27 protein-coding genes are annotated in these 25,637 nt (G+C 71.9%); 15 read left to right on the forward strand and 12 right to left on the reverse strand.

The genetic code is table 11. The annotated features are described in order from the left end of the window. Positions 1 to 89: 89 nt before the first annotated feature. The 3 genes from ACOJV9_RS07445 (at position 90) to ACOJV9_RS07455 (ending at position 3,666) form a co-directional block, all read left to right on the forward strand. Entirely contained in the window at positions 90 to 686 is a 597-nt protein-coding gene (locus ACOJV9_RS07445) for an arsenate reductase/protein-tyrosine-phosphatase family protein (RefSeq protein ID WP_420184563.1), read from the forward strand. A 97-nt stretch (positions 687 to 783) separates the two neighbouring features. After that, on the forward strand, positions 784 to 1,053 hold the full coding sequence (gene rpsO, locus ACOJV9_RS07450; RefSeq protein WP_420184564.1) for a 30S ribosomal protein S15: 270 nt from the start codon (positions 784 to 786) through the stop codon (positions 1,051 to 1,053). A gap of 156 nt (positions 1,054 to 1,209) precedes the next feature. Continuing rightward, entirely contained in the window at positions 1,210 to 3,666 is a 2,457-nt protein-coding gene (locus ACOJV9_RS07455; RefSeq protein WP_420184565.1) for a polyribonucleotide nucleotidyltransferase, read from the forward strand. A 96-nt stretch (positions 3,667 to 3,762) separates the two neighbouring features. Here the strand turns inward: ACOJV9_RS07455 and ACOJV9_RS07460 are convergent, their stop codons facing one another. Beyond that, a complete protein-coding gene (locus ACOJV9_RS07460) occupies positions 3,763 to 4,632 on the reverse strand; it encodes a hypothetical protein (RefSeq protein WP_420184566.1) in 870 nt (289 codons plus the stop codon). Beyond that, on the reverse strand, positions 4,629 to 5,933 hold the full coding sequence (locus ACOJV9_RS07465; RefSeq protein ID WP_420184567.1) for an MFS transporter: 1,305 nt from the start codon (positions 5,931 to 5,933) through the stop codon (positions 4,629 to 4,631). Before ACOJV9_RS07465 ends, ACOJV9_RS07460 begins: the two co-directional genes overlap by 4 nt. Before the next feature lie 99 nt (positions 5,934 to 6,032). Here ACOJV9_RS07465 and ACOJV9_RS07470 point away from each other — a divergent pair, with 99 nt between their 5' ends. Beyond that, the gene (locus ACOJV9_RS07470) at positions 6,033 to 6,863 is read left to right on the forward strand and encodes a glycosyltransferase family 2 protein (protein ID WP_420184734.1); all 831 of its coding nucleotides are present in this window, start codon (positions 6,033 to 6,035) and stop codon (positions 6,861 to 6,863) included. A gap of 21 nt (positions 6,864 to 6,884) precedes the next feature. Here the strand turns inward: ACOJV9_RS07470 and ACOJV9_RS07475 are convergent, their stop codons facing one another. Then, positions 6,885 to 7,034 (reverse strand): hypothetical protein, encoded by a 150-nt coding sequence (locus ACOJV9_RS07475; protein ID WP_420184568.1) that lies wholly within the window; start codon positions 7,032 to 7,034, stop codon positions 6,885 to 6,887. A gap of 149 nt (positions 7,035 to 7,183) precedes the next feature. Here ACOJV9_RS07475 and dapB point away from each other — a divergent pair, with 149 nt between their 5' ends. Continuing rightward, positions 7,184 to 7,915: a 4-hydroxy-tetrahydrodipicolinate reductase gene (dapB, locus tag ACOJV9_RS07480; RefSeq protein ID WP_420184735.1), complete on the forward strand. Its 732-nt coding sequence runs from the start codon at positions 7,184 to 7,186 to the stop codon at positions 7,913 to 7,915. Positions 7,916 to 7,945: 30 nt separating this feature from the next. Here dapB and ACOJV9_RS07485 read toward each other — a convergent pair whose 3' ends face one another. The 4 genes from ACOJV9_RS07485 to ACOJV9_RS07500 form a co-directional block, all read right to left on the reverse strand. Continuing rightward, positions 7,946 to 8,260 carry an AzlD domain-containing protein gene (locus ACOJV9_RS07485; RefSeq protein ID WP_420184569.1) on the reverse strand — a complete coding sequence of 105 codons (315 nt, stop codon included), beginning with the start codon at positions 8,258 to 8,260 and terminating at the stop codon, positions 7,946 to 7,948. Next, a complete protein-coding gene (locus tag ACOJV9_RS07490; RefSeq protein ID WP_420184570.1) occupies positions 8,257 to 8,931 on the reverse strand; it encodes an AzlC family ABC transporter permease in 675 nt (224 codons plus the stop codon). Before ACOJV9_RS07490 ends, ACOJV9_RS07485 begins: the two co-directional genes overlap by 4 nt. Positions 8,932 to 9,020: 89 nt before the next feature. Further along, positions 9,021 to 9,617 carry a GNAT family N-acetyltransferase gene (locus ACOJV9_RS07495; RefSeq protein ID WP_420184571.1) on the reverse strand — a complete coding sequence of 199 codons (597 nt, stop codon included), beginning with the start codon at positions 9,615 to 9,617 and terminating at the stop codon, positions 9,021 to 9,023. Then, a complete protein-coding gene (locus ACOJV9_RS07500) occupies positions 9,614 to 10,342 on the reverse strand; it encodes an enoyl-CoA hydratase (protein WP_420184572.1) in 729 nt (242 codons plus the stop codon). The genes ACOJV9_RS07495 and ACOJV9_RS07500 overlap by 4 nt, the downstream gene beginning before the upstream one ends. A gap of 33 nt (positions 10,343 to 10,375) precedes the next feature. Here ACOJV9_RS07500 and ACOJV9_RS07505 point away from each other — a divergent pair, with 33 nt between their 5' ends. Further along, positions 10,376 to 11,194: an FAD-binding oxidoreductase gene (locus tag ACOJV9_RS07505; protein WP_420184736.1), complete on the forward strand. Its 819-nt coding sequence runs from the start codon at positions 10,376 to 10,378 to the stop codon at positions 11,192 to 11,194. Here the strand turns inward: ACOJV9_RS07505 and ACOJV9_RS07510 are convergent. Continuing rightward, positions 11,182 to 11,646: a dihydrofolate reductase gene (locus ACOJV9_RS07510; protein ID WP_420184573.1), complete on the reverse strand. Its 465-nt coding sequence runs from the start codon at positions 11,644 to 11,646 to the stop codon at positions 11,182 to 11,184. The genes ACOJV9_RS07505 and ACOJV9_RS07510 overlap by 13 nt on opposite strands. A 114-nt stretch (positions 11,647 to 11,760) precedes the next feature. Then, a complete protein-coding gene (locus ACOJV9_RS07515) occupies positions 11,761 to 12,570 on the reverse strand; it encodes a thymidylate synthase (protein ID WP_420184737.1) in 810 nt (269 codons plus the stop codon). A 73-nt stretch (positions 12,571 to 12,643) separates the two neighbouring features. On the opposite strand from ACOJV9_RS07515, the gene dapA reads away from it, so the two are divergent. The 3 genes from dapA (at position 12,644) to ACOJV9_RS07530 (ending at position 18,102) form a co-directional block, all read left to right on the forward strand. After that, entirely contained in the window at positions 12,644 to 13,531 is an 888-nt protein-coding gene (gene dapA, locus ACOJV9_RS07520) for a 4-hydroxy-tetrahydrodipicolinate synthase (protein WP_420184574.1), read from the forward strand. After that, on the forward strand, positions 13,528 to 15,213 hold the full coding sequence (locus ACOJV9_RS07525) for a ribonuclease J (protein ID WP_420184575.1): 1,686 nt from the start codon (positions 13,528 to 13,530) through the stop codon (positions 15,211 to 15,213). Before dapA ends, ACOJV9_RS07525 begins: the two co-directional genes overlap by 4 nt. Positions 15,214 to 15,384: 171 nt before the next feature. After that, on the forward strand, positions 15,385 to 18,102 hold the full coding sequence (locus tag ACOJV9_RS07530) for an FtsK/SpoIIIE family DNA translocase (RefSeq protein ID WP_420184576.1): 2,718 nt from the start codon (positions 15,385 to 15,387) through the stop codon (positions 18,100 to 18,102). Here ACOJV9_RS07530 and ACOJV9_RS07535 read toward each other — a convergent pair. Continuing rightward, positions 18,086 to 19,171: a MauE/DoxX family redox-associated membrane protein gene (locus ACOJV9_RS07535; RefSeq protein WP_420184577.1), complete on the reverse strand. Its 1,086-nt coding sequence runs from the start codon at positions 19,169 to 19,171 to the stop codon at positions 18,086 to 18,088. The genes ACOJV9_RS07530 and ACOJV9_RS07535 overlap by 17 nt on opposite strands. Positions 19,172 to 19,224: 53 nt before the next feature. Between ACOJV9_RS07535 and ACOJV9_RS07540 the strand changes: the two genes are divergently transcribed. Beyond that, the gene (locus ACOJV9_RS07540; RefSeq protein ID WP_420184578.1) at positions 19,225 to 19,935 is read left to right on the forward strand and encodes an ion channel; all 711 of its coding nucleotides are present in this window, start codon (positions 19,225 to 19,227) and stop codon (positions 19,933 to 19,935) included. Between the two features lie 4 nt (positions 19,936 to 19,939). On the opposite strand, the gene ACOJV9_RS07545 is transcribed toward ACOJV9_RS07540, so the two are convergent. Next, on the reverse strand, positions 19,940 to 21,124 hold the full coding sequence (locus tag ACOJV9_RS07545; RefSeq protein ID WP_420184579.1) for a dipeptidase: 1,185 nt from the start codon (positions 21,122 to 21,124) through the stop codon (positions 19,940 to 19,942). A 77-nt stretch (positions 21,125 to 21,201) separates the two neighbouring features. On the opposite strand from ACOJV9_RS07545, the gene rimO reads away from it, so the two are divergent. The 5 genes from rimO (at position 21,202) to ACOJV9_RS07570 (ending at position 24,778) form a co-directional block, all read left to right on the forward strand. Continuing rightward, positions 21,202 to 22,602 (forward strand): 30S ribosomal protein S12 methylthiotransferase RimO, encoded by a 1,401-nt coding sequence (gene rimO, locus ACOJV9_RS07550; protein ID WP_420184580.1) that lies wholly within the window; start codon positions 21,202 to 21,204, stop codon positions 22,600 to 22,602. Next, positions 22,599 to 23,255, forward strand: a complete 657-nt coding sequence (gene pgsA, locus ACOJV9_RS07555; RefSeq protein WP_420184581.1) for a CDP-diacylglycerol--glycerol-3-phosphate 3-phosphatidyltransferase — start codon at positions 22,599 to 22,601, stop codon at positions 23,253 to 23,255. The genes rimO and pgsA overlap by 4 nt, the downstream gene beginning before the upstream one ends. Then, positions 23,252 to 23,809, forward strand: coding sequence for a CinA family protein (locus tag ACOJV9_RS07560; protein WP_420184582.1), 558 nt, complete (start codon positions 23,252 to 23,254; stop codon positions 23,807 to 23,809). Before pgsA ends, ACOJV9_RS07560 begins: the two co-directional genes overlap by 4 nt. A 92-nt stretch (positions 23,810 to 23,901) precedes the next feature. Beyond that, a complete protein-coding gene (locus ACOJV9_RS07565) occupies positions 23,902 to 24,201 on the forward strand; it encodes a helix-turn-helix domain-containing protein (RefSeq protein ID WP_420184583.1) in 300 nt (99 codons plus the stop codon). 10 nt (positions 24,202 to 24,211) lie between these two features. Next, on the forward strand, positions 24,212 to 24,778 hold the full coding sequence (locus tag ACOJV9_RS07570; RefSeq protein ID WP_420184584.1) for a GrpB family protein: 567 nt from the start codon (positions 24,212 to 24,214) through the stop codon (positions 24,776 to 24,778). Here ACOJV9_RS07570 and ACOJV9_RS07575 read toward each other — a convergent pair. After that, the gene (locus ACOJV9_RS07575; RefSeq protein ID WP_420184585.1) at positions 24,763 to 25,632 is read right to left on the reverse strand and encodes an Fpg/Nei family DNA glycosylase; all 870 of its coding nucleotides are present in this window, start codon (positions 25,630 to 25,632) and stop codon (positions 24,763 to 24,765) included. The two genes, ACOJV9_RS07570 and ACOJV9_RS07575, sit on opposite strands and share 16 nt — an antisense overlap. Positions 25,633 to 25,637: the final 5 nt, after the last annotated feature.

Below are 25,637 nucleotides of genomic sequence, written 5' to 3' on the forward strand. Positions count from 1 at the left end.
AAGTCCACGCTCGCGCTGAGCGCCGGACTGTGGTCACCCTATCCAGCGGTTCACCTCCTCGAGCCCCATCGCGTGGATAGCCTGAGCCGGTGAGAACTCGGACGACGGATCTCCCGCACCCCCTCCGGGTGCTCTTCGTCTGCACGGCCAACATCTCGCGCTCCCCGTACGCCGAGCGCCGTGGGCAGCACCTGCTCGGCACCCACGCGACGGGGGTGGTCCTGTCGAGTGCCGGCGTGCCGGGGTTCCCCGGGCGGGGGATGGATCCCGCGATGGTCGCCGAGCTCGTCGCCCGCGGAGGGGACGCGGGCGGTCACGTGAGCCGGTCGGTCTCCGCGGAGGTCCTCGAGGAGGCCGACGTCGTCGTCACCGTCGAGTTCGCCCATCGGATGCGCATCTTCGAGCAGTGGCCCGAGCATGCCGGCAAGGTCTTCGGCCTCCGCCAGCTCGCCGACGCGCTGCGCCGGGCGCCCGCGGCGCACGCAGGCCTGGCGGCTCTCGACGCCGCCCTGTCCGTCGCCCGTCCCGACGGCCTCAACGGGGACCTCGCCGACCCGTACCGGCGCGGCGCGGCCGCCGCTGCCCGGTGCGCGGACGAGATCGACGAAGCGCTCCTGACGATCCTCCCGGCGTTGAGCGGGGCACCCAGCCTTGGGGAATTAGGGCGCCTCCCCGCCCGCTGGTAGCCTTGCCACGCCGTGAGAATCGGCCGCGGATCCAGAGAGCCTCGGTGAACCAGCCCGGGAGCGCCGCGCAACCAGCACAGAAGGAGTCTCCTCGACCATGCCTTTGGCCGCAGACGTCAAGCAGAAGATCATGTCCGAGTACGCCACGACCGAGGGCGACTCCGGGTCCCCCGAGGTCCAGATCGCGCTCCTCACCCAGCGCATCCTCGACCTCACCGAGCACTCCCGTCAGCACAAGCACGACCACCACAGCCGTCGTGGTCTGCTGCTCCTCGTCGGCCGCCGTCGCCGCCTCCTGCGCTACCTGGAGGACATCGACATCGAGCGCTACCGCTCGCTGATCAAGCGCCTCGGTCTGCGTCGCTGACCCCCCGATTTCCGTCGGAGCGGCTCTCCTTTGTGGAGGGCCGCTCTTTCGGATGTGCAGAACAACTCCATAGCAGGACGCAGTCCCAGCACGACCATCACGAGAACCCGTGCACAACGACGATGCACGGTCTGACACTCAAGAAAAGGAGGACCCATGGAGGGTCCTGAGATCACGTTCGCCGAAGCCACCATCGACAACGGCTCGTTCGGCACCCGCACGGTCCGGTTCGAGACCGGACGCCTGGCCAAGCAGGCCGGAGGCGCCGTGAGCGCCTACCTGGACGAGGACACGATGCTCCTCTCCACCACCACCGCCGGGAAGCACCCGCGCGAGGGGTTCGACTTCTTCCCCCTGACCGTCGACGTCGAAGAGCGCATGTATGCCGCGGGCAAGATCCCCGGCTCGTTCTTCCGTCGTGAGGGTCGCCCCTCCACCGACGCGATCCTCACCTGTCGCCTCATCGACCGCCCCCTGCGCCCGACCTTCACCAAGGGCCTGCGCAACGAGGTCCAGGTCGTCATCTCGGTGCTCGCGCTCAACCCGGACGTCCAGTACGACGTCCTCGCCATCAACGCCGCGTCGGCCTCCACCCAGATCTCCGGCCTGCCGTTCTCGGGTCCGATCGGTGCCGTCCGCGTCTCGCTCATCGACGACCAGTGGGTCGCCTTCCCGAACTTCTCGGACATCGAGCGCTCGACCTTCGACATGGTCGTCGCCGGCCGTGTCGCCGGTGAGGACGTCGCGATCATGATGGTCGAGGCGGAGTCCACCGAGTTCACGTGGGACCTCGTCAAGAGCGAGGGCAAGACCGCTCCGACCGAGGACGTCGTCGCCGCGGGTCTCGAGGCCGCCAAGGGCTTCATCCGCACCCTGTGCGAGGCGCAGGCGTCGCTGGCCGCCGAGGCCGCGAAGCCCATCCAGGAGTTCCCCCTCTTCCTCGACTACAGCGACGAGCTGTACGCCGCGGTCGAGGCCAAGGTCTCCGAGCAGACCGCTGCCGCCCTCCAGATCGCCGGCAAGCAGGAGCGCGAGGACCGTCTCGACGAGATCAAGTCCGAGCTGCACCTCGCGCTCGTGGGCGACGGCGAGGACGTCGAGGGCGAGTACGCCGACCAGTCCAAGGACGTCTCCGCGGCCTATCGCGCCGTCCAGAAGAAGCTGATCCGCCAGCGCATCATCACCGACAAGGTCCGTATCGACGGTCGTGGGCTCGCCGACATCCGCGCGCTGAGCGCCGAGGTCGAGGTCCTGCCGCGCGTGCACGGCTCGGCCATCTTCGAGCGTGGCGAGACCCAGATCATGGGTGTCACGACCCTCAACATGCTCCGCATGGAGCAGCAGCTCGACACGCTGTCGCCGGTGACGCGCAAGCGCTACATGCACAACTACAACTTCCCGCCGTTCTCCACCGGTGAGACGGGCCGCGTCGGTTCGCCGAAGCGTCGCGAGATCGGTCACGGGGCGCTCGCCGAGCGCGCGCTCATGCCGGTGCTGCCGACGCGTGAGGAGTTCCCCTACGCGATCCGCCAGGTCTCCGAAGCGCTCAGCTCCAACGGCTCGACGTCGATGGGCTCGGTCTGCGCGTCCACCCTGTCGCTCCTCAACGCCGGTGTGCCGCTGCGCGCCCCGGTCGCGGGCATCGCGATGGGCCTCGTCACCGCCGAGGTCGACGGTCAGACGCAGTACGCCGCGCTGACCGACATCCTCGGCGCCGAGGACGCGTTCGGCGACATGGACTTCAAGGTCGCCGGAACCCGCGAGTTCGTCACGGCCATCCAGCTCGACACCAAGCTCGACGGCATCCCGGCCGACGTGCTCGGTGGTGCGCTGACCCAGGCTCGTGAGGCCCGCCTCCACATCCTCGACGTCATGAACGAGGCCATCGACGCCCCCGACGAGATGAGCCCCTTCGCTCCTCGCGTCATCTCGGTGCAGGTCCCCGTCGACAAGATCGGTGAGGTCATCGGCCCGAAGGGCAAGATGATCAACCAGATCCAGGACGACACCGGCGCCCAGATCTCGATCGAGGACGACGGCACCATCTACATCGGTGCCACCGACGGCCCGTCCGCCGAGGCCGCTCGCGCCGCGATCAACGCGATCGCCAACCCGCAGATGCCCGAGGTCGGCGAGCGCTTCCTGGGGACCGTCGTCAAGACGACCACCTTCGGTGCGTTCATCTCCCTGCTCCCGGGCAAGGACGGTCTGCTCCACATCTCCGAGGTGCGCAAGCTCGTCGGTGGCAAGCGGATCGACAACGTCGACGACGTCCTCGCCGTCGGCCAGAAGGTCCAGGTGGAGCTCAAGGAGGTCGACCCGCGCGGCAAGCTGTCGCTCGCGGCCGTCATCGCCGAGGGCGACGCCGCCTCCGAGGGTGACGCCGGCTCGTCCGACGACGCGGGCACCGAGGCTCCGGCCGAGACGCCCGCCCCGACGCTCGACGACGCTCCGGTGGCGGACGCTGCTGCCGAGGGCGGCGACGACGCGTCGGAGACGGCCGACTCCGGTGAGTCCACCGAGGGCGGCGAGCGCCGTCAGCGCAGCCGTCGTCGCGGCGGCCGTGGCCGTGGCCAGCGTTCCGAGACCGGGGACGCCTCCGGCGACGAGTGACTCCCGCACGCATGAACGCGTGACGACGGGGCGGCATACCGATGCGGTATGCCGCCCCGTCGGCGTTCGTGGCCGGCTTCCTCGGAAGCCGTGCCGTCAGTCCTGGTCGGCGGGTGCTTCGCGGTGGTAGGCGTGCATGGCGCGGCGGTAGGACCCCGGCAGTGCGTCCTGTCGCTGGCGACGCGTGGTGACGAAGCGCTCCCACTCGTCGTCGCCCCAGCTCCCGACCCCGGGCACGCCAGAGGTGGCCCGGGCGTTCTCCGTCGCGAAGGCGGCCACGGGGACCGGCTGGATGGCGGCGACCGGCGTCGACTGCGCGAAGCGGACGACCTGGTCGCGAACCCGCAGCCGCACCATGACCGGCAGCCCGTTGCCGTACCACGCCGTCTCGACCAGCCCGTCGACGACGTCGTGCGTCTCCGGCGGCACCGGCAGGTTCGGGATGGGCCGGACGAGCGAGGCCCACCCGGGTGCCGTCCGCACGGTGACGCCGGTGATGATCTGGAACTCGCGTGGGTCCGCGGGGTTCGGGTCGACGAGGGGGACACCTTCGTCGCCGATGGCCTCACGCAGCTCCTCGCGGCGATGCTCCGGGACACCTGCCAGGGCTGCCTCCGTCCCGGGGTGCCGGCCCGGGCGCCCGGAGTCGAGGACCTCCCAGGAGCCGAACCGGCCGTCGTCGTCCATCAGCGCGAACTCGAGGCCGTCCCTGACCCAACGGACCGCGAACGACGTCGGCGGGAACAGCAGCCACCCGAACGAGCTGCCGGACGTCACCGGCGGGCACCGTTTCACGGCCTTGGCGGGCAGCAGGTCACGCAGGATCTCCCGGGCCGGGACCGGCATCGGTCCATCGGGGAAGAAGTGGTGGAAGGAGACCTCCGGCCCGGTCAGGGGGAGCCGCAGACGGCTGGAACCCGCCGCCGCGGGGGGCGCCGCCTCGGGGCAACCGGTCGCTTCGCTCATCGGTCTCCTTCGTTCAGCTCTCCGTTGAAGGCCACGTCGACGGCGTCGTCCAGCGACCGCGCCGGCCAGGTCGCGGCGAGCAGGGCGACTCCGGCAAGGCTCAGGGCGGCGCAGCCGGCCACGGCCACCCGCGGGGTGAGGCTCTCGGAGAGCCAGCCGGCCAGCAGGAAGCCCAGGGCCGCCGCCGTCATCGACGCCGCGCCGGCGAGCCCGATCACGCGGCCACGCATGTCCGGTTCGACCACGAGGGCGAAGGTCGCCTGGAGGGGCAGGACGAACGCCTGGAGCACCCCGCTGAGGAACCACAGGAGCCAGACCACCGGCAGCCACCCGGTGGACGGGGGCACGAGGGCCGAGACGATCAGTGGGACGGGCATGAGAAGTGCCATCGCGATCATGCGCGAGCTGGCGGCCTCGGGCTGCCAACGCCCGACCATGACCAGGCCCGCGACGGCCCCACTCACGGGTGCCGCCATGAGCACCCCGCCGAGCCACTGCGGCAGGCCGTTTCCGAGCACGTAGGGAATCGCGACGGCCTCCGGCGCGACGATGCCCCACATGGCGAACAGGCTCAGGGTGAGGAGCGAGAGGAGCACGCGGTGGCGCGCGAGGTAGCGGGCCCCGTCGGCGATGTCGCGGAAGAACCCGACGATCCCCGGAGTCGGTATGCCGCTCACCGGGCGTGCCTTGACCGCCACCGCGAAGAGGGCGGCGGACACGAGGAAGGTCCCCAGGTCGACGAGGAGCGCACCGTGGGCGGAGAGGGCGGTCACGATGATGCCCCCGACGGCCAGTCCGATGGCCTGGTTGACCTGCTCGGCGAGCGAGAAGAGGCCCCGGGCCCGCAGGAAGGCCCGGCGGTCCTCGAAGAGGTCCGTCAGCAGGATCTGGACGGAGGCGCCGGCCGGGCCGCCGAACAGCTCGAGGGCGAACAGCAGGACGAGGAGGAGCCAGACCCGGCTGTCCTGCGCGACGGCTGCCAGGATCGCGAGCACGAAGATGCCGCGGACGAGGTCGGATCCCACGAGCACGTGCTTGTAGGGGATGCGGTCGGCCAGCGGGCTGAGCAGGCTGCGCCCGAGGATGCTCGGCAGGAGGCTGGCCGTGAACGTGGCCGCCATGGCGAGGTCGGAGCCGGTTCGCTCGCGCACCACGAGGGCCACGGCGATCCGGGCGATGTAGTCGCCCCAGGTCGAGATGCTCAGGGCCAGGAAGGCCGGGACGAACCCCCTGGTCCGCAAGACGTCCGCGTACGACGGCATGCCCGCCGGTGCGTGCGAGTTCGTCCTCGGGCCCCCCATCCGGCGAACACTACTTGGCCTTCGCCCTCGGTGTGGATGATGGGTCTTCACACCGGCAGCCGGAGGGACGACGTGGACACTTCGCAGGTCAGGCGCGTGATGCGCGGCAGGTTCGCCGGACCCCTCCGCACGGGTTACCGCCACGTCGAGCGAAGCCAGCTGGCGCTGGTGAGGCGGGCCGACCGCGCCCGGTTCGGCCGGGCCACGGCCGAGGAACGCCACGAGGTCGCCCGACGGGTGACGATGACGGTGAAGACGTTCGAGCGGCCGGAGGTGCTGCGCCGGTGCCTCGCCAGTGCTCGCGACGTCTTCGACGGCAGGATCGTCGTGGCCGACGACTCCCGCGTGCCGGTCTCCGGCCTCGGGCCCGGCATCGACGTCATCCCGATGCCGTTCAACAGCGGTGTGCCGGCCGGCCGCAACGCCGCCCTCGACACGGTCGCGACCGAGCTCGTCTTCGTCACCGACGACGACATCGTCTTCACCGCGGCGAGCGACGTGGTAGCCGCGATGAACTACCTCGACGACCACCCCGACGTCGACCTCGTCGCCCTGTCGCGGGTCGACCTGCCCCGGTGGCGGGCCGTGCACTGGCTCGGCGCCGAGGCGCTGTTCCCCGGGGCGGAGGCACCGCTCGTCCCGTTCGGGACCGAGGTCGGAGGGCTTCCGGTCGTGCCCAAGGCACCGCAGCTCTACCTCGCGCGGACGGCGTCGATCCAGCGCGTGCGGTGGGACGAGCGCCTGCGGATGGTCGACCACCGCGACTTCTTCTCGCGGGCGAGCGGTCGCATCGTGGCGGTGCAGGCGCGGACGGTCCGGGCCTACCACCTGCGGACCCCGTTCGACCCCTTCTACACCCGCTACCGCGAGGACGTCGCTGCGGACCTGCGAACGCTCGGGGAGATCTGGAGCGGTCGCAGGGATCGGTGACCGCCCGCGACCTCGCCCGGCTCAGGCGGCGTGGGTCGTGCGGGTGCTGCGGGGGACGGTCGGTGGGGCGACCCAGCGCATCTCCATCCGGGTGCGCCCGTCGCGCGTGACCGGGACCCAGCGCATGGTGAGGCACGCCGGACCGGTGGTGGTCGTGACGACCTTCTTCATGGCTGGACCCTTCGTTCACCTGTTGTTCATCTCAGGATAGACCATGGGTGAACAACAGGTGAACGACTCGCCGACGTGGCGGCCTCGTGAGGGGCGGTCCGGCCGCCGATAGGCTCGCTCGGGTGAACGCGAACGCACAGGTCCCCACGATGGTCTCGGTCATCGGCGCCTCCGGCCGGATGGGCACGGAGGTGTGCCGCGCGGTCGAGGCGGCGGACGGGCTGGAGCTCGTCGGACGGTTCGACGCGGGTGACGACCTCGGTGAGCTCGGTGGCGCCGACGTCGTCGTCGAGTTCTCGGTGCCGGACGCCTCCGCCGGCAACGTCTCCCACTGTGTGGAGCGCGGGATCCACGTCGTCGTGGGAACGACGGGATGGGACGAGGCCCGCCTCGCCGCCCTCAGGACCCAGCTCGAGGCCAAGCCGGAGGTGGGCGTGCTCGTCGCGCCGAACTTCGCCGTCGGGGCGGTCCTCATGATGGCCTTCGCCGCGAAGGCGGCCGAGTTCTACGAGTCGGCCGAGGTGATCGAGCTGCACCACCCCGACAAGGTCGACGCCCCCTCCGGCACGGCTGCACGGACCGCCGAGCTCATCGGACGGGCTCGCGAGCAGGCCGGCCTGGGTCAGGTCCCGGATGCGACCACCACCGATCCGGACGGTGCTCGCGGTGCGCGCGCACACGGCATACCGGTGCACTCGGTCCGCCTGCGCGGGCTCGTCGCACACCAGGAGGTGCTCTTCGGGCAGGCCGGCGAGATGCTGACGATCCGGCACGACTCCTTCGACCGGGTGTCGTTCATGCCGGGAGTCGTCGCCGCGGTCCGCCGCGTCGCGGACCACCCCGGGCTGACGGTGGGTCTCGAGCACTACCTCGGCATCTGACCGAGGTGTCGGCGCCGATCCAGGGCGCCGTCAGCCCCAGCCGAGCGCGCGCAGCCCGGCCGCGACCGCCGCGGCCCCGATGACGACGACGAGGAAGTTCGCGCGCAGCAGCAGGAGGACCACGGCGGCGCAGACGGCGGCCAACCTGGCGTCGACGTGGAGCGAGCCCCCGTCGCCCCCGAACGTCTGGATGGCGACGAGGCCGGCGAGCAGGGCGACGGGGAGCAGGGCCAGCACCCGGCTGCGCTTCGGACCGTCGACCCAGGCTGTGGGCACGAGGTAGCCGGCGAGCTTGGTGGCGTAGGCGAGGCCGGAGGCGAGCAGCACGATCGTCCACGAGCTCACGCGACGTCCTCCGGCTCGACGCGCTCGTGCCGACCGCCGCCACTGAGCCCGATGACGACCGCGGCCAGCACGGTGAGGATGACCGGCACCCCCACCGGCAGCACGGGCGAAGTGAGGAGGGCGATGGCGACGGCCAGCACCATGGTCGCCGCGGCGTCCCGGCTGCGCAGTCTCGGCCACAGCAGCGCGGTGAACGCGGCAGCGGCCGCGGCGTCGAGTCCCCAGCGCTCCGGCTCACCCAGGGCGTTGCCGACGAAAGCGCCCACCAGCGTCATGAGGTTCCAGAGCGCGAAGACCGCCAGGCCCGTCGCCCAGAAGCCCAGCCGCCCGGCGCGGCGGTCGTCCTGACCGACCGCGACGGCGGTCGACTCGTCGATCGTCACGTGGGCGGCGAGCAGGCGGCGCAACCCGTGCACCCCGAGGATGCGCGAGGTCTGTAGCGCGTAGAGGCCGTTGCGGACGCCGAGCAGGGTCGACGTCGCCACGGCCGCCGGTCCGCTTCCACCCGCGCCGAGGATGCCGACGACGGCGAACTGCGACCCACCGCTGAAGAGCAGCACCGACAGCGCCACGGTCTGGAGGATGCTCAGCCCGGACGCGACCCCGAGGGCGCCGAAGCTGATGCCGTAGGCGCCGGTGGCGACGCCGACCGAGAGCGACTGTCGCAGCACGGCCCTGCGGTGCTCCGTGGTTAACGGTGCGTCTGCCGACCCACGCAGAGCGTGGGAGCCGCGCCCACCGTCGTCCGCGGCGGTGGTCCTCACCCCCGGGGCTCCGCATCGTCGGGAGCCAGCGACGCGACGAGCCGCACCTCCCGGAGCGTGTCGCCGTCGGGAGAGACCACGCGGTCGCGGTAGGCGCCGTCGGGGCCGAGGCCCGAGGCCACGAGGAAGGCCCGGGTGGCCTCGTCGTCGGCGAGCACCCAGATCGCCACGTCCTCGGCGCCGGCGCCGCGCAGGTGGTCCACGCAGGCGTTGAGCAGACGGGAGCCGTGACCGAGACGTCGGCCTCCCGGGTGCACCCCGATGGCCGTCACCTCGCCACGGGCCGGTCCGGCGTCCGGGTCCTGGCTCGGGCCGATCGCCGCGAAGCCGACGACCTGCTCACCGGCCCGCGCCACGAGCAGCCGGTGCACGCCTTCCGGCGGGTTCTCGAGCGAGCTCCGCCACGCCTTCGCGAAGGCAGGAGCGACGAACTGGGCGACGACGTCGTCCGGGACGCGGCCGGCATACGCCTGGGTCCAGACGGCCGCCTGGACCACCCCGACAGCGGGGGCATCGGTCGGCACCGCCGTGCGGACGCTGGCGTCGGCGACCGGTCCGGTGGGGTGCGAGTGGCCCTCGTGGTCGCTGCTCATCGGCCCACGAACTCCGGCGTGCGGCGCTCGCGGAACGCGGACCGTCCCTCGGTCAGGTCGTCGCTCGACCACGCGCGGGCGAAGGCCGCCTCGTAGCGCCCCACCTCGGCAGGGTCGCCGCCGCGCGCGTCGAAGCCGAGCTTCGACCCCGCCTGCGTGAGGGGAGCGAGGTCGGCGGCGCGAGCGGCCAGCGCCAGCGCGGCGTCGAGGTCGCCACGCACCTGCGTGAAGCCCAGCCGCCACGCGTCGTCCGCCGTCAGCACCTCGCCGGCGAGCACCATGTGCCGGGCGGCGCCCTCGCCCCAGAAGCGCGTGACGCGCTCGAGGGTCCAGTGGTCGACCATCAACCCCAGGCGCGCGACCGGAACGGCGAAGCGGGCGTCCGGGCCGACGACGCGCAGGTCGCAGGCGACGGCGAGCTGCATGCCCAGACCCATGCACGACCCGGAGATCGCGGCCACGGTGGTCACGGGAGCCGTCGACAACCGGCCGAGCACCTCGGCGAGGCGGTCGGTGAAGCCGTCGTCCTCCAGCTCGGTGAGGTCGGCGCCGGCGCAGAAGTGGCCACCGGCGCCGGTGACGACCACGGCCCGGGAGGCCTCCACGGCCTGCTCCACCGCGGCGTCGAGCTCCTCGAGCGCATCGTGGTTCAGCGCGTTGCGTCGCTCCGGCCGATCGAGGGTGATGACCGTGACCCGGTCCGTGCTGCGTGAGGAGATCGCCACGCGGTCGAGCCTAACCGGGTGGCGTTTGTGAGGATGGGGGGCGTGTCCCTGCTCCGGCGACCCGCCACACCCCACCCCGTCTTCCGTCCCCTCGCCGTCGCCGAGGTGGACCCCGTCGCCGAGCACGCGGTGTCGATCGGCTTCGACGTGAGCGAGATGCCGGTCTTCCTCGACTACCGCGCCGGGCAGTACGTCACCCTGCGCGCCCTCGTCGGTGGCGAGGACGTCCGCCAGTCCTACTCGATCTGGGTGCCGCCGAGCCGGGCCCGACGCGAGGGAGTCATCCGCGTCGCCGCTGCCGCCGTCCAGGGCGGGCGCATGTCGCCATGGCTGGCCTCGGAGGTGGAGGTCGGGGAGGTCATGGGCGTCCTGCCGCCGCTCGGGGAGTTCGTCCTCGACGAGGCCGAGGGCCCACGCCACCACGCGGGCGTCGTCGGTGGGTCGGGCATCACGCCGGTCCTGGCCATCACCGCCGCCGCCCTGGAGCAGCACGAGGAGTCCACGGTCGACCTCGTCGTCGCCAACCGCACCCGCGAGTCGACCGTGCTGGGTCGCGAGCTCGACGAGCTGGCCGACGCCTCGGGCGGCCGGCTCCGCGTCTCGCACGTCCTCAGCCGCGAGCGGGTCCCGGGCGTGCGCCACGGACGGATCGACGCCCTCGTGGTGCGCGACGTGCTCGGCGACGTCGGTGGCATCGAGGGCGTCGACGACTGGTGGCTGTGCGGTCCCGAGGGACTCATCGCCGACGTCGAGGCCTGGCTGGGCCTGCAGGGCGTCGCCGCCGCGCACATCCACCGCGAGCGGTTCACCTCGACCGGGCCCGTGGACCCGCGCGGGACTCAGCGCTCGTAGGTCACCCACGCGAAGCCGTCGCGCTCCACGCGCTCGGTCTCGCGCCACACCGTCGGGTCGATCTCGGGGAAGCGCACGTCGCCCTCGGGCTCCTGGTCGACCTCGGTGATGAGCAGCCGGTGGGCGAACGGCATGGCCTGCCGATAGATCTCGCCGCCACCGGCGATGAAGACCTCACCCTCCGGACCGGCCAGCCCGAGCGCGTCGTCCAGCGAGTGGACGGTCTCGACATCGGGATGGCGCCAGTCGGCCTGCCGGGTGATGACGATGGTGCGCCGCCCGGGCAGCACCCGACCGATGGAGTCGAACGTCTTGCGGCCCATGACCATCGCGTGGCCCATCGTCGTCCGCTTGAAGAAGGCGAAGTCCTCGGGCAGGTGCCACGGCATGTCGTTGTCGGCGCCGATGACGCCGTTGCGCCCGACCGCCGCGATGAGGGTCACCTGGGTCATGCGACTCACTGTAGGGGTGGACCGGCCCGGGTCGGTATGCCGTCAGCGCGGGGTGCGCGCGGGTCGCACGCTCTCTGCGCGGGCCGGCATACGGGTGTCGTGTCGTTGGCCGTCTCAGACGGCGATGGGCGCCTTGATCGCCGGGTGCGGGTCGTAGCCGACGAGCTGGAAGTCGTCCAGGTCGTAGGCGTCGATGCCGTCCTTGCGGGTGATCGTCATCGTCGGCAGGGCGCGCGGCTCTCGGGTGAGCTGGAGGCGGGCCTGCTCGAGGTGGTTGGAGTAGAGGTGGGCGTCACCGAGGGTGTGGACGAGCTCGCCGGGCTCGAGGTCGGTCAGCTGGGCGAGCATCATCGTCAGCAGCGCGTAGGAGGCGATGTTGAAGGGCACGCCGAGGAAGACGTCGGCCGAGCGCTGGTAGAGCTGGCAGTGCAGCCTCGCGGGACGGTCGTCGACCGCCGGGCTGACGTAGAACTGGAAGAGGGCGTGGCACGGCGGCAGCGCCATGTCGTCGACGTCGGCGACGTTCCAGGCGCTGACGATGTGGCGGCGGCTGTCGGGGTTGGTGCGGATCGACTCGATGACCCTGGCGATCTGGTCGACCCGCCGCCCGTCGGGGGTGGGCCACGACCGCCACTGGTGGCCGTAGACGGGGCCGAGATCGCCGAGCTCGTCGGCCCACTCGTCCCAGATCGAGATGCCGCGCTCCTGGAGCCAGCGCACGTTGGTGTCGCCGCGCAGGAACCACAGGAGCTCGCCGATGATCGAGCGCAGGTGGAGCTTCTTGGTCGTCACGACGGGGAAGCCCTCGGCGAGGTCGAAGCGCATCTGGTGGCCGAAGACCGAGCGGGTGCCGGTGCCGGTGCGGTCGGACTTCTCGACCCCCTCGTCGAGGATGCGGTCGAGGAGGTCGAGGTACTGGCGCATGGCCCCGAGCGTAGTCGCGGGCACCGACCGCGCCTCGACGGTCCCCGTGAGGTGGGCGACTACCCTGTGGGCCATGACGACGAACCCCTTCGGCCGGGTCATCACGGCCATGGTCACCCCGATGCGCCCCGACGGATCCGTGGACGAGGGAGGCCTGCGCGCCGTCGTCGAGCACCTCCTCGCGAGCGGTCACGACGGCATCGTCGTCAACGGCACGACGGGGGAGTCGGCGACCCTCACCGACGAGGAGAGCATCGAGGCGGTCCGGCTCGCCAAGGAGGTCGCGGGGGACCGTGCGGCCGTCACCGCCGGGGTCGGGTCGAACTCGACCGCGCACAGCATCGAGATGGCGGCCCGGGCCGCCGAGGTCGGCGCCGACGCCCTGCTCCTCGTGTCGCCCTACTACAACAAGCCGACCCAGGCCGGCCTGCTCGCGCACTGCTGCGCCGTCGCCGACTCGACCGAGCTGCCGATCATGCTCTACGACATTCCCGGCCGCACGGGGGTGCCGTTCAGCACGGAGACGCTCGTCGCGCTCGCCGAGCACCCACGCATCACGGCGGTCAAGGACGCCAAGGCTGACCTCTGGGCCTCCACCCACGTCATGGCCGCGACCGACCTGCTCTGGTTCAGCGGCGACGACGTGCTCTCCCTCGCGCACCTCGCGCAGGGTGCCGTGGGCGTGGTCTCGGTCGTCGGCCACGTCGCGGGCGCAGAGTATGCCGCGATGCTGGCTGCCGTGGACGCCGGTGACCTCGTCGCCGCACGTGAGATCCACCGCCGTCTCGTCCCGGCGGTCGACGCGATCATGACGACGTCGCAGGGCGCCATCATGGCCAAGGCGGCGCTCGCCGAGCTCGGCGTCATCGAGTCGGCCTTCGTGCGGCTGCCGCTGGTGGAGTCACCGCCCGAGCACCTCGAGCTGCTGCGGGCGGGCCTGGCGAAAGCCGGCCTGCGGTGAGCCACCCCCATCCCGAGCTGTCGCTGCCGGGCCCGCTCCAGGAGGGCGGCGTCCGGGTCGTCGCCCTCGGCGGACTCGGTGAGGTCGGCCGCAACATGGCGGTTCTCGAGCACCGGGGCCAGCTGCTCGTCATCGACTGCGGCGTCCTGTTCCCCGACGACCACCACCCCGGAATCGACCTCATCCTCCCGGACTTCAGCCACATCGCCGACCGGCTCGACGACGTCCAGGCGATCGTCCTCACCCATGGGCACGAGGACCACATCGGGGCCGTGCCGTTCCTGCTGCGCCTCAAGCCGGACATCCCCCTCGTCGGCTCGCAGCTGACCCTGGCGCTTCTCGAGGCCAGGCTCAAGGAGCACCGGATTTCGCCCTACACCCTCACCGTGAGGGAGGGCGACCGGGAGACGTTCGGCGTCTTCGACTGCGAGTTCGTCGCGGTCAACCACTCCATCCCCGACGCCCTCGCGGTCTTCGTGCGGACCTCGGGCGGGACGATCCTGCACACGGGCGACTTCAAGATGGACCAGCTGCCCCTCGACGGCCGGCTCACCGACCTGCGCGCCTTCGCCCGGCTCGGCGAGGAGGGCGTGGACCTGTTCATGACCGACTCCACCAATGCCGAGGTCCCCGGCTTCACGACCCCCGAGAAGGACATCGCGCCCGCGATCGACCGGGTCTTCCGCCACGCTCGTCGCCGGATCATCGTCGCGTGCTTCTCCTCGCACGTGCACCGCGTCCAGCAGGTCCTCGACGCGGCCGAGAAGTCCGGTCGCAAGGTCGCCATGGTCGGCCGCTCCATGGTGCGCAACATGGGGATCGCCGCCGACCTCGGCTACCTCAGGGTGCCGGACGGCATCCTCGTCGACTTCAAGAAGCTCGGCGACCTGCCCGACGACAAGGTCACCCTCATCTGCACCGGGTCGCAGGGCGAGCCCATGGCGGCCCTGTCGCGGATGGCCAACAAGGACCACCAGATCGAGGTGGGGGAGGGCGACACCGTCCTGCTCGCGTCCTCGCTCATCCCCGGCAACGAGAACGCGGTCCACCGGGTCATCAACGGGCTCATGCGCCTCGGCGCCGACGTCGTCCACAAGGGCAACGCACGGGTGCACGTCTCCGGTCACGCCAGCGCCGGCGAGCTCCTCTACTGCTACAACATCGTCAAGCCCCGCAACGTCATGCCGGTCCACGGCGAGTGGCGCCACCTGCGCGCCAACGCCGACCTCGCGCTCGCGACGGGCGTGCACCCCCGGGGGGTCGTCGTCGTCGAGGACGGCGTCGTCGTCGACCTCCTCGACGGCCGCGTTCGGGTGGCCGGTGCCGTGCCCTCCGGCTACGTCTACGTCGACGGCTCCTCGGTGGGGGAGGCCGACGAGGGCCTGCTCAAGGACCGGCGCATCCTGCGCGACGAGGGCTTCATCTCGGTCATCGTCGTCATGGACTCCTCCAGCGGCAAGATCGTCGCCGGCCCCGAGATCACCGCCCGAGGCTTCGTCGAGGGCGACGTGGTCTTCGACGACGTCATGCCGGGCCTCGTCAAGGCCCTCGACGAGGCGACCGCCCAGGGGGTCGTGGACACGTACCAGCTCGAGCAGGTCATGCGGCGCGCCGTCGGCGGGTGGGTCGGGCGCAAGATCCGCCGTCGCCCGATGATCATTCCCGTCGTCATCGAGGCGTGAGCGCACCTCCTCGTCGCACGTTTTCCGCCTGATCACGGATCATGACCCTTCCCCCCGGAACAGTTCCCGGGGGAAGGGTCACCTTCCGTGATGAGGCGGGAAAGGGGAGGTATGCCGCTGGGGCGCGTGTGACGCGTGTGTCCAGGGTGACTTTCGCCTAGGGTGCGGACCATGGCCTCTCGTTCGACGACACCAGCGCGCTCCCGCACGGCCTCGAGCCGTCCGGCGAACCGGCGCGCGCCCGCTCGCACGACGAGCCGCAAGAAGACTCCCGCCAAGAGCACCACCCCCATGCCGGTCGCGGTCGTCAAGGGCGCGTGGATGGGCCTGGCCCACGTCACCGGCGGCACCGTGCGCAAGGTCTCGCACGCCGGCCAGGATTTCGAGCCGGAGCACCGCCGCGACGGCGCCGGACTCGCCCTCATCGCGCTGGCCGTCGTCGTCGCCGCGCGGGAGTGGTGGGGACTCACCGGGGCCGTCGGCGAGGTCGTCCACGCCGTCGTCGCCGGAACGTTCGGCCGGGTCGGCTACGCCCTCCCCATCGTGCTCCTGCTCTTCGGCCTGCACCTCTGGCGCACCCCGCGGGAGCACCCCGCCACGAACCGCATGGCCGTCGGCACCGCGCTCATCGCCTTCGCCGCGTGCGGCGTGGTGCACGTGTCGGCCGGGATCCCCGAGCCGCCGGCCGGCGCCGACGCCATGCGTGCGGCGGGCGGCATCATCGGCTTCCTCGCCTCCAGCCCGCTCGAGGCGGCGGTGTCGGTCTACGGCACCATCCCGCTGCTCCTGCTCCTGGGCGTCTTCGGCCTGCTCGTCCTTACGGCCACCCCGGTCCACGAGATCCCCGAGCGGCTCGAGCACCTGCGTGCGACCCTGCTCGGCCGGCCGCTGCCCGAGCGCGACGCCGATGCCACCGACGAGGTCCCGGTCAAGAAGCCGCGGCGTCGTCGCGACTTCACCGACGAGCCGATGGTCGGTGACGAGGCCTACGAGCAGGCGGCGATCGTCGACTACGAGGAGAAGCGCAAGGGCGGCAAGGGCAAGGCGCCGACCACTCCCGCCCCCGCACCCGACGACACCGGCTTGCGCCCCGGCCAGAAGCGCCCCACCGCTCCGGGTGTCCTCGCCCCGTCCGCCGCCCCGGTCGAGCAGGTCCGTCTCGAGGCGCCCCCGACCACCCCGCTGCCGCAGCGCGTCGAGCAGCTCTCGCTCGCCGGCGACATCACCTACACGCTCCCTGACAACGCGGCCCTCAAGCAGGGAGCGCCCCACAAGGAGCGCTCCGAGGCCAACGACCGCGTCGTGGAGTCCCTCACGACGGTCCTCGACGAGTTCGGGATCGACGCGCAGGTCACCGGCTTCACCCGTGGCCCGACGGTCACCCGCTACGTCGTCGAGCTCGGCCCGGGCATCAAGGTCGAACGCGTCACCGCGCTGTCCAAGAACATCGCGTATGCCGTCGCGTCGGCCGACGTGCGCATCCTCAGCCCGATCCCGGGCAAGTCCGCGATCGGGATCGAGATCCCGAACCCGGACAAGGAGATGGTCTGCCTCGGCGACGTCCTGCGCAGCCGGGTCGCCCGGGACAACCACCACCCGATGGTCATGGGTGTCGGCAAGGACGTCGAGGGCGGCTACGTCATCGCCAACCTCGCGAAGATGCCGCACCTGCTCGTCGCCGGCGCCACGGGCTCGGGCAAGTCGAGCTTCATCAACTCGATGATCACCTCGGTGCTCATGCGGTCGACGCCGGACGAGGTGCGCATGGTCCTCGTCGACCCCAAGCGGGTCGAGCTCACGGCATACGAAGGCATCCCGCACCTCATCACGCCGATCATCACCAACCCCAAGAAGGCCGCCGAGGCGCTCCAGTGGGTCGTGCGCGAGATGGACACCCGCTACGACGACCTCGCCGCCTACGGCTACAAGCACGTCGACGACTTCAACAAGGCGGTCAAGTCGGGCAAGGTCCAGCCGCTGCCCGGGTCCCAGCGGGTCATCCACCCGTACCCCTACCTCCTCGTCGTCGTCGACGAGCTCGCCGACCTCATGATGGTGGCGCCGCGTGACGTCGAGGAGTCGATCGTCCGCATCACGCAGCTCGCGCGGGCCGCCGGCATCCACCTCGTGCTCGCGACGCAGCGCCCGTCGGTCGACGTCGTCACCGGGCTCATCAAGGCCAACGTCCCCAGCCGGATGGCCTTCGCGACCTCGTCGCTGGCCGACAGCCGGGTCGTGCTCGACCAGCCCGGCGCCGAGAAGCTCCTCGGCCAGGGTGACGGCCTCTTCCTCCCCATGGGTGCGAGCAAGCCGATGCGCGTTCAGGGCGCCTGGGTCACCGAGTCCGAGATCCAGGAGATCGTCGACCACGTCACCGGGCAGCTCAAGCCGACCTACCGCGAGGACGTCACCGTCGTCGCGTCCAAGAAGCAGATCGACGACGACATCGGCGACGACCTCGACCTGCTGCTGCAGGCCACCGAGCTCGTCGTCACGACGCAGTTCGGCTCCACGTCGATGCTCCAGCGCAAGCTGCGGGTGGGCTTCGCCAAGGCCGGCCGTCTCATGGACCTGCTCGAGTCGCGTGGCGTCGTGGGCCCGTCGGAGGGCTCGAAGGCGCGCGACGTGCTCGTGCGCCCCGACGACCTCCCGACGACCCTGGCCCTCATGCGCGGCGAGGACGTCCACGACGCCGACCCGGCCTTCGACAACGAGACGGTCGAGGAGGCGCCCGAGGCGTCAGCCGCACCGCAGCCGCGACAGGCGTCCCACGACCGCTACGGCACCGACGCGGTGGCGGCGGACCTCGAGAGCCGCCCGCGGGTCGAGGCCTGGGACGAGGACGAGGACGACAGCGAGGACGCCTGGGACCTCACCGGTCGGAGGTGATCCGCGGCTCCTCCACCGGAGTGGGCACGCTGGTCTCCACGGCAGCGACGCGTGCGTCGCGCAGGGTCTCCTCGATGTCGTCGACGAACTCGCGCAGCTCGTCCATGCCGCTGACCGGACCGCCGGCGACGAGGCCGTCAGTCCCCAGCAGGACGGCGCTCGGCGAGGGCTCGACGAGCCCGAGTGCCTTCCACGTCAGCCCGGCGTGGTCGACGAGGGAGCCGCTTGGCAGCGGGTCGTCGTGACCTCCGCGGGGAAGGGGTACGGAGAACACCAGGCGGACGTCGACCATTCCGAGCCGGTCCTGCCAGGCCGGAATGGCACGGGTGACCTCCTTGGTGGACACACAGTGGCAGTTGACGAAGACGAGGAGCTGGGCGCGGCTCCGGGTCAGCTCGAGCAGGGTGGCTGGGCCGGTGTCGGGGTCGTGGAGCAGCGTGGCGGGGATCGGGACGCGCACGTAGTCGTCCTCCTCGGGCTCTGTGGCGGGGGCGGTCCTCGACCGTCCCCTGGCCGCAACGGATCGGCCGGCCCTGGCGACCGCGGTGCCCGGGCCCGCCAGGACCAGCCCGGTGAGTACGCACGCCAGGACGCTCAGGACGAGCCACAACCAGTCGCTCGTGGTGCCCGCGCTCAGGCCGGACCACGCCGTGCCGCCTGATGCGGCGAGCCCCACGGAGGAGGCAGCGGCGCCGACGAGGAGGGTGTTGCGGGCCAAGGTCCGCAACGAGATCCGGTGGTCGCCCACCCGCCCGAAGCACCCACACCTCGGACGCGGAGAGAGGGTGAGCCCACGGACGATGAGGCCCCAGTAGACGGTCATGAGCGCGGCCGAGCCTGCGGCCGAGACGAGGAAGAGGGGTCGCCACGGGGCGAGGAGCCCGACCGCCAGCGCCACCTCGACTCCCGGCATCGACGGGGCCAGCCACGCAGGCAGCATCCAGGCCGGGAGTTTGAGGTTGCGGATGATGGCGTGCAGGGACTCGCCCTGACCCCACTTGGCCCACGCACTGAGGCCGAGCACCGCAGCCAGCACGAGTGGGGGGATCACCCAGGCGGCGTGGCGCATGTCGTCATCCTAGGTCGGCGCGGCTCACCGCGGACGCGCCTAGAGTGACGCCCATGGAGACGACGCTCTGGGACGACCTGCGCGAGCCGCCCACGCGGATGCAGCGCTGGTCGGCCGTCCTGCGCAAGCAGCCGTCCGCATTCCTGCTGGCCGTCCAGCTGCTCGTCATCATCCTGCTGCCGTGGCTGCAGGACCTCACCTACGGCCGGGTCGCGCTCAGCGTCCTCAGCCTCTGCGCGCTCACCGTGGCCGTCTTCACCGTGAGGAGCACGCCGGCCCTCACGTGGCTCTCCGTGACGCTCGGCCTGCCGGCCGGCATCCTCGAGATCTGGTCCACCGTCCAGGACGACAACTCGCTCATCGTGGCGCTGGCTCACACCACGCTGTCGCTCTTCTACTTCTACACGGCGTACGGCCTCGTCGCCTACATGTTCGAGGACGCCTGGGTGACCAAGGACGAGCTGTTCGCCGTCGGCGCGGCGTTCACCGTGCTGCTGTTCGCGTTCGCCTACCTCTTCCTCGCGATCCAGGAGATCTGGCCGGGGTCCTACATCGGGCACCGTGAGGGGGACTACCGCAGCTTCCTCGAGCTGCTCTTCTACTCGGCGGCCAACCTCACGAGCGTCGGGCTCTCGGACGTCGTGGCCGTGGGACCGCAGGCGCGGGCGGTCTCGATCCTCGAGCAGCTGGCCGGGGTCATGTACGTCGCGATGGTCATCTCGCGGCTCGTCGCCCTCACCGTCATGCGCAACCAGCAGCGCTGAGGCCTCACCGGCCGTCGAGGTCCGCGATCCGGGCGACGCTCGGGCCACGAGTGGCGCCGAGGTCGCGCGCGACGTCTTCGACCCCCTCGAGGACCCGCAGGGCGTTGCCCCACGTCAGCCTCCCGAGGTCGGCGTCGGACCAGCCGCGCTCGGCGAGGGCCGCCAGGAGCCGCGGGTAGCTCGCGACGTCCTCCAGCCCGACCGGGAGCAGGCCCACACCGTCGTAGTCACCGCCCAGCCCGACGTGGTCGACCCCGGCGACCTCACGCACGTGCTCGACGTGCGCCACGACGTCCTCGAGCGTGGCGACCGGCTGCGGGTGGGTCTCCTGGTAGGTGTCGACGAAGGTCCGGTATGCCGCGAAGTCGGCGGCGCGCACGCCGACCTCGGCTGCCGCGTCGGACGCCTCCAGGTCCCACTCGCGCACGGCGGGTGAGACGAACTTGGGCACGAACGTCACCATGCAGAGTCCGCCGTTGGCGGCCAGCGACTCCAGCACGTCGTCGGGGACGTTGCGCGGGTGGTCGCACATGGCCCGTGCAGACGAGTGCGAGAACATCACCGGCGCCTGCGACGTGGAGAGCGCGTGCCGCATGGTGTCGGCCGAGACGTGCGACAGGTCGACGGCCATGCCGATCCGGTTCATCTCCCGCACGACCTCGTGGCCGAAGGCGGACAGCCCGCCGAGGACCGGCTCGTCCGTGGCGGAGTCGGCCCAGGGGACGTTGTCGTTGTGGGTCAGGGTGAGGTAGCGCACCCCGAGCGCGTGGAGGGACCGGAGGGCGCCCATGGACGAGTCGATGCTGTGGCCGCCCTCCGCCCCCAGGAGGGAGGCCACCCGCCCCGACTCCTGGGCCGCCCGCACGTCCGCCGCACTGACCGCAAGAGCGAGCTTGCCGGCATACCGGTCCGTCATCGCGCGGACGAAGTCCACCTGCTCGAGGGTGGCGGTCACGGCGCGCTCACCGGCCCAGGTGGCGTCGACGTAGACGGACCAGAACTGCGCACCCACGCCACCGCGACGCAGTCGCGGCAGGTCGGTGTGCGTCGTGGGGACGCCGGCAGCCAGGTCGAAGCGGTCCGGGTCGTAGGCGAACTGCTCGCGCACCGCCCACGGGAGGTCGTTGTGGCCGTCCCACACGGGATGGGTCGCGAGCAGCGCGTCGATGCGTGCGGACGTCGAGGTCATCGCCCCAACCTACCCACGGGGCCGCACCGGGATCCGGGCCTGCGGGGGCACCGGCTCGGCGCAACTAGAGTGGGCGCATGCCCGCACCCGAGACGACCTCCCGCTCGGTGGCCGTCGTCACCCTGGGCTGCACCCGCAACGACGTGGACTCCGAGGAGCTGGCGGGCCGGCTCGCCGCCGGTGGCTGGACGCTCGTCGACGACGCCGCCGAGGCGGACGTCGCGGTGGTCAACACCTGCGGTTTCGTCGAGCAGGCCAAGAAGGACTCGATCGACAGCCTCATCGAGGCGTCCTCCCTCAAGGAGTCGGGTCGCACCCAGAAGGTCGTCGCCGTGGGCTGCCTCGCCGAGCGCTACGGCCAGACGCTGGCCGACGAGCTGCCCGAGGCCGACGCCGTGCTTGGCTTCGACACCTACGCCGACATGTCGACCCACCTGCGCACCATCCTCGACGGCGGGACCGTGCCCAGCCACGTGCCCAGCGACCGCCGCAAGCTGCTGCCCCTGTCACCGGCCACGCGCCAGAGCGCGTCGGCGGACGTCGCCCTCCCGGGCCACGCCGCTCCACGGGCTCGCCTCGGCACCGGACCCTGGGCCCCGCTCAAGATCGCCAGCGGCTGCGACCGGCGGTGCGCCTTCTGCGCCATCCCGATGTTCCGCGGGTCTTTCGTCTCGCGCCGCCCGACGGACGTGCTCGACGAGGCCCGCTGGCTCGCCACCCAGGGCGTGCGCGAGCTGTTCCTCGTCAGCGAGAACTCGACGTCCTACGGCAAGGACCTCGGCGACCTCGCCCTCATGGACGCGCTGCTGCCCGAGCTCGCCGGCCTCGACGGGATCGAGCGGGTGCGCGTGTCCTACCTGCAGCCGGCCGAGGTCCGGCCCGGCCTGCTCGACGCGATGGTGGCCATCCCCGAGGTCATGCCGTGGTTCGACCTGTCCTTCCAGCACGCGTCGGCGCCGCTGCTGCGCCGGATGCGGCGCTTCGGCGGCACGGAGGCCTTCCTCGGGCTTATCGACGACGTGCGCCGCCGCTCGCCGCTCGCCGGCATCCGGAGCAACGTCATCGTGGGTTTCCCGGGTGAGACCGAGGCCGAGGTGGACGAGCTCGCGGAGTTCCTCACCGCCGCCCGCCTCGACGTCGTCGGCGTCTTCGGCTACTCCGACGAGGATGGCACCGAGGGGGAGCTGCTTCCCGACAAGGTGGCGGCCGAGGCCATCGCCGAACGGGTCGAACGCCTCACCGACCTCATCGAGGAGCTCACCGCCCAGCGGGCCGAGGACCGCATCGGCGAGAGCGTCCGGGTGCTCGTCGAGGAGGCCGACGACGAGACCGGGGACTCGGTCGGCCGGGCGGAGCACCAGGGCCCGGACGTCGACGGCACCACCCGGGTCGTCGGGGTCACGGCCCCGCCCGGCACGACGGTGACGGCCACGGTCGTGGGTACCGAAGGCATCGACCTCGTCGCGGAGCCGACATGACCGAGCGCTCCACCCCGGTCTCCCGGATGGCCCCCAGCGCGTGGAACGTCGCCAACGGGCTGACCGTGCTGCGGCTGCTGCTCGTGCCGGTGTTCGGGTGGCTGCTCCTCTGGGGTGACGGGCTGGATGCCGCGACCCGGTGGTGGGCCTTCGGCGTCTTCACGGTCGCGATGATCACCGACCGCATCGACGGCGACATCGCGCGCAGCCGCGGCCTCATCACCGACTTCGGCAAGGTCGCCGACCCGATCGCCGACAAGGCGCTCGTGACGATGGCGCTCGTCGGGCTGTCGGCCATCGGGGAGATCCCGTGGTGGATCACGGTCGTCATCGTCGTGCGCGAGTGGGGCATCACCGCGATGCGCTTCTGGGTGATCCGCCACGGTGTCATGGCGGCCGGACGCGGTGGCAAGGTCAAGACGCTGCTGCAGGCCCTCGCGCTCGGCTTCTTCGTCATCCCGCGCTTCTCGCTCCCACTGGAGGGCGCCCTCGACGCGGTGGCCTGGGTGACGCTGGTCGCCGCGCTCGTCGTCACCGTCGTCACCGGAGTCGACTACGCCGTCGACGCCCTCCGGTTGCGCCGCACCAGCCCCCGCGCCCTCGCGAAGCGAGCCGCGCGAGCCGCGAGCCGCACGCAGGGCAGGGACGAGTGACCGCACCGGTCACGAACCCGTCGGCCGGCGACCCGGCGGACGTCGTGTCCCTGCTGCTCGAGCGCGGATGGACCGTAGCCACCGCCGAGTCCCTCACCGGAGGACTCGTCTGCGCCGCGCTGACCTCCGTCCCCGGATCTTCCGACACGGTGCGAGGAGGCGTGGTCTCGTATGCCACCGACGTCAAGGCCGAGCTCCTGGGGGTGGACCGGGGGCGCCTGTCCGAGGTCGGGGCCGTCGACGCGGTGGTGGCGGCCCAGATGGCGTCCGGTGTCCGCCGGCTGCTCGGCACCGACGTCGGCCTGGCCACGACCGGGGTGGCCGGTCCGGGCCCGTCGGCGGGCGTTCCGGCGGGGACGGTCCACGTTGCCGTGTGCGGGCCCTGGGACTCGCGCCCCACGTCTCGTGAGCTCTGGCTCGACGGCGACAGGGCTGCCGTGCGCGCGGCCACGGTCGCCGGCGTGCTGGGCCTGCTGGGAGAGCTGCTGCGCGCGGCACCCGACGAGGCCGCGGCGCGGCTCGCCGGCCCTCTCGAGCGCGACCTGCGGGAATAGCCCGATCGGCCGAACCCTTCGACGTGATGTCCCCCGCGCGATGTAGCGTGGAGCTCACGACGCACCAGCCGACAGCGATGGGAGGCCCACTGATGATCCTGCTCCGACACGAGCTCGGTGAGGTCCTGCGTGAGCGGCGCCAGGACCAGAGCCGCACCCTGCGTGACGTGGCCGCCTCGGCATCGGTCTCCCTGGGCTACCTCAGCGAGATCGAGCGGGGCGTCAAGGAGGCCTCCTCGGAGCTCCTCGCTGCCGTGTGCGACGCGCTCGACGTGCCGATGTCCGTCGTGCTCGACGACGTGAGCCGTCGCGTCGCCGACGTCGAGTCCCTCAGCGCCCCGGTCTCGCTGCCCGTCGGCGACCGCGCGGTCGTCTCCGCCTCCGCGGCCTAACCGCACCCCCGTGACCGACCCGGTCGTCGGGGGACGGCCGGAACCCTGGTCCGTCCCGGTGGTGCTGCATGAGCCGGACCCCACCTGGCCCGCCTCGGCCGAGCAGGAGGTCCGGACCATCAGGCACGCGCTCGGGCCGCTGTCCCTGGCGGCCGACCACGTGGGGTCCACGTCGGTGCCGGGCCTGGCGGCCAAACCGGTTCTCGACCTCCTGCTGCAGGTGCCCGACTCGGCGGACGAGGCGGCCTACGTGCCGCCCCTGGTCGCGCTGGGGTACTGGCTGCAGGTGCGGGAACCGGACTGGCTCGAGCACCGCGTGCTCTACCGCAGGACGGCGAGGGGCAGCCCCTGGGCCGTCAATCTCCACGTCCTCTCGCCCGGCCTCGGGTCCTCCGAGATCGCCCGGATGCTCACCTTCCGCGACTGGCTTCGCTCGCACCCGCAGGACCGCGACCGGTATGCCGCCGTGAAGCGAGAGCTGGCCGCCCGTCCGTGGCGCTACGTGCAGGACTACGCCGACGCGAAGTCCGAGGTCGTCGAGGACATCCTGGACCGCGCGGCTCAGGAGCGCCGGTAGGTCGTCGAGCGGCCGCCACCCGAGGAGCCGAGCGGTCGCTGCGGACGGCCGTCGTCACCGGGGGCGATGCCGCCCTGGCACGTCGGGCAGTAGAACATCGTCCGCTCACGCCCCGGCGGACCGATCATCGACACCCGGATGGCGTTGCCGCAGCGCCGGCAGGGCCGCCCCGAGCGGGCGTGCACGAAGTGCTCCTCCCCGCGCCGTCGCACCCCGGTGCTCGACTGGACGGCGTGGTGTCGCGAGGCGTCCATCAGCCGGGAGATCCGTGCCACGAGTGCCTCGACGCGGCCCTGGTCCAGCTCCGCTGGCGCCGACCACGGTCCGATCCGCTCGAGGAACAGGGACTCCGACGCCCAGAGCGTCCCGACCCCGGCGAGCACCCGCTGGTCGAGGAGGGCAGCACCGATGGTCGTCCCCGAGGCGAGGAGGCGTCGGACCGCCTCGCCCGGGTCCCAGTCAGGACCGAGGACGTCGGGCCCCAGGTGGCCCACGACCTCGTCCTCCCGGGAGGTGGGCACGATCTCGAGCAGGCCCAGCCGCAGCCCGAGGGCCGACCAGGTGTCGGTGCCGACGGCAGCGCGGAGGTCTGCCCGGCGCAGCCACGAGGCCGTGTCGGCGACCCGCTCGACCCGCCACTGGCCCTCCATCTTGAGGTGGGAGTGGATGGTGAGGCCCGAGTCGACCCGGTGGAGGAGGTGCTTGCCCCGGCTCACAACCTCGGTGGTGACGGCTCCGCGGAGGTCGGCCGTGGCGATCTGCGGGAACCGGAAGTCGCTGAGGGTGATCGTCTCCCCACCGAGGGCCCGGTGCAGCCGGTCCGCGGTGCGCCAGACGGTGTCGCCCTCAGGCACGGCGG

The organism is Knoellia terrae (assembly GCF_048606435.1).
Taxonomy (GTDB): domain Bacteria; phylum Actinomycetota; class Actinomycetes; order Actinomycetales; family Dermatophilaceae; genus Knoellia; species Knoellia terrae.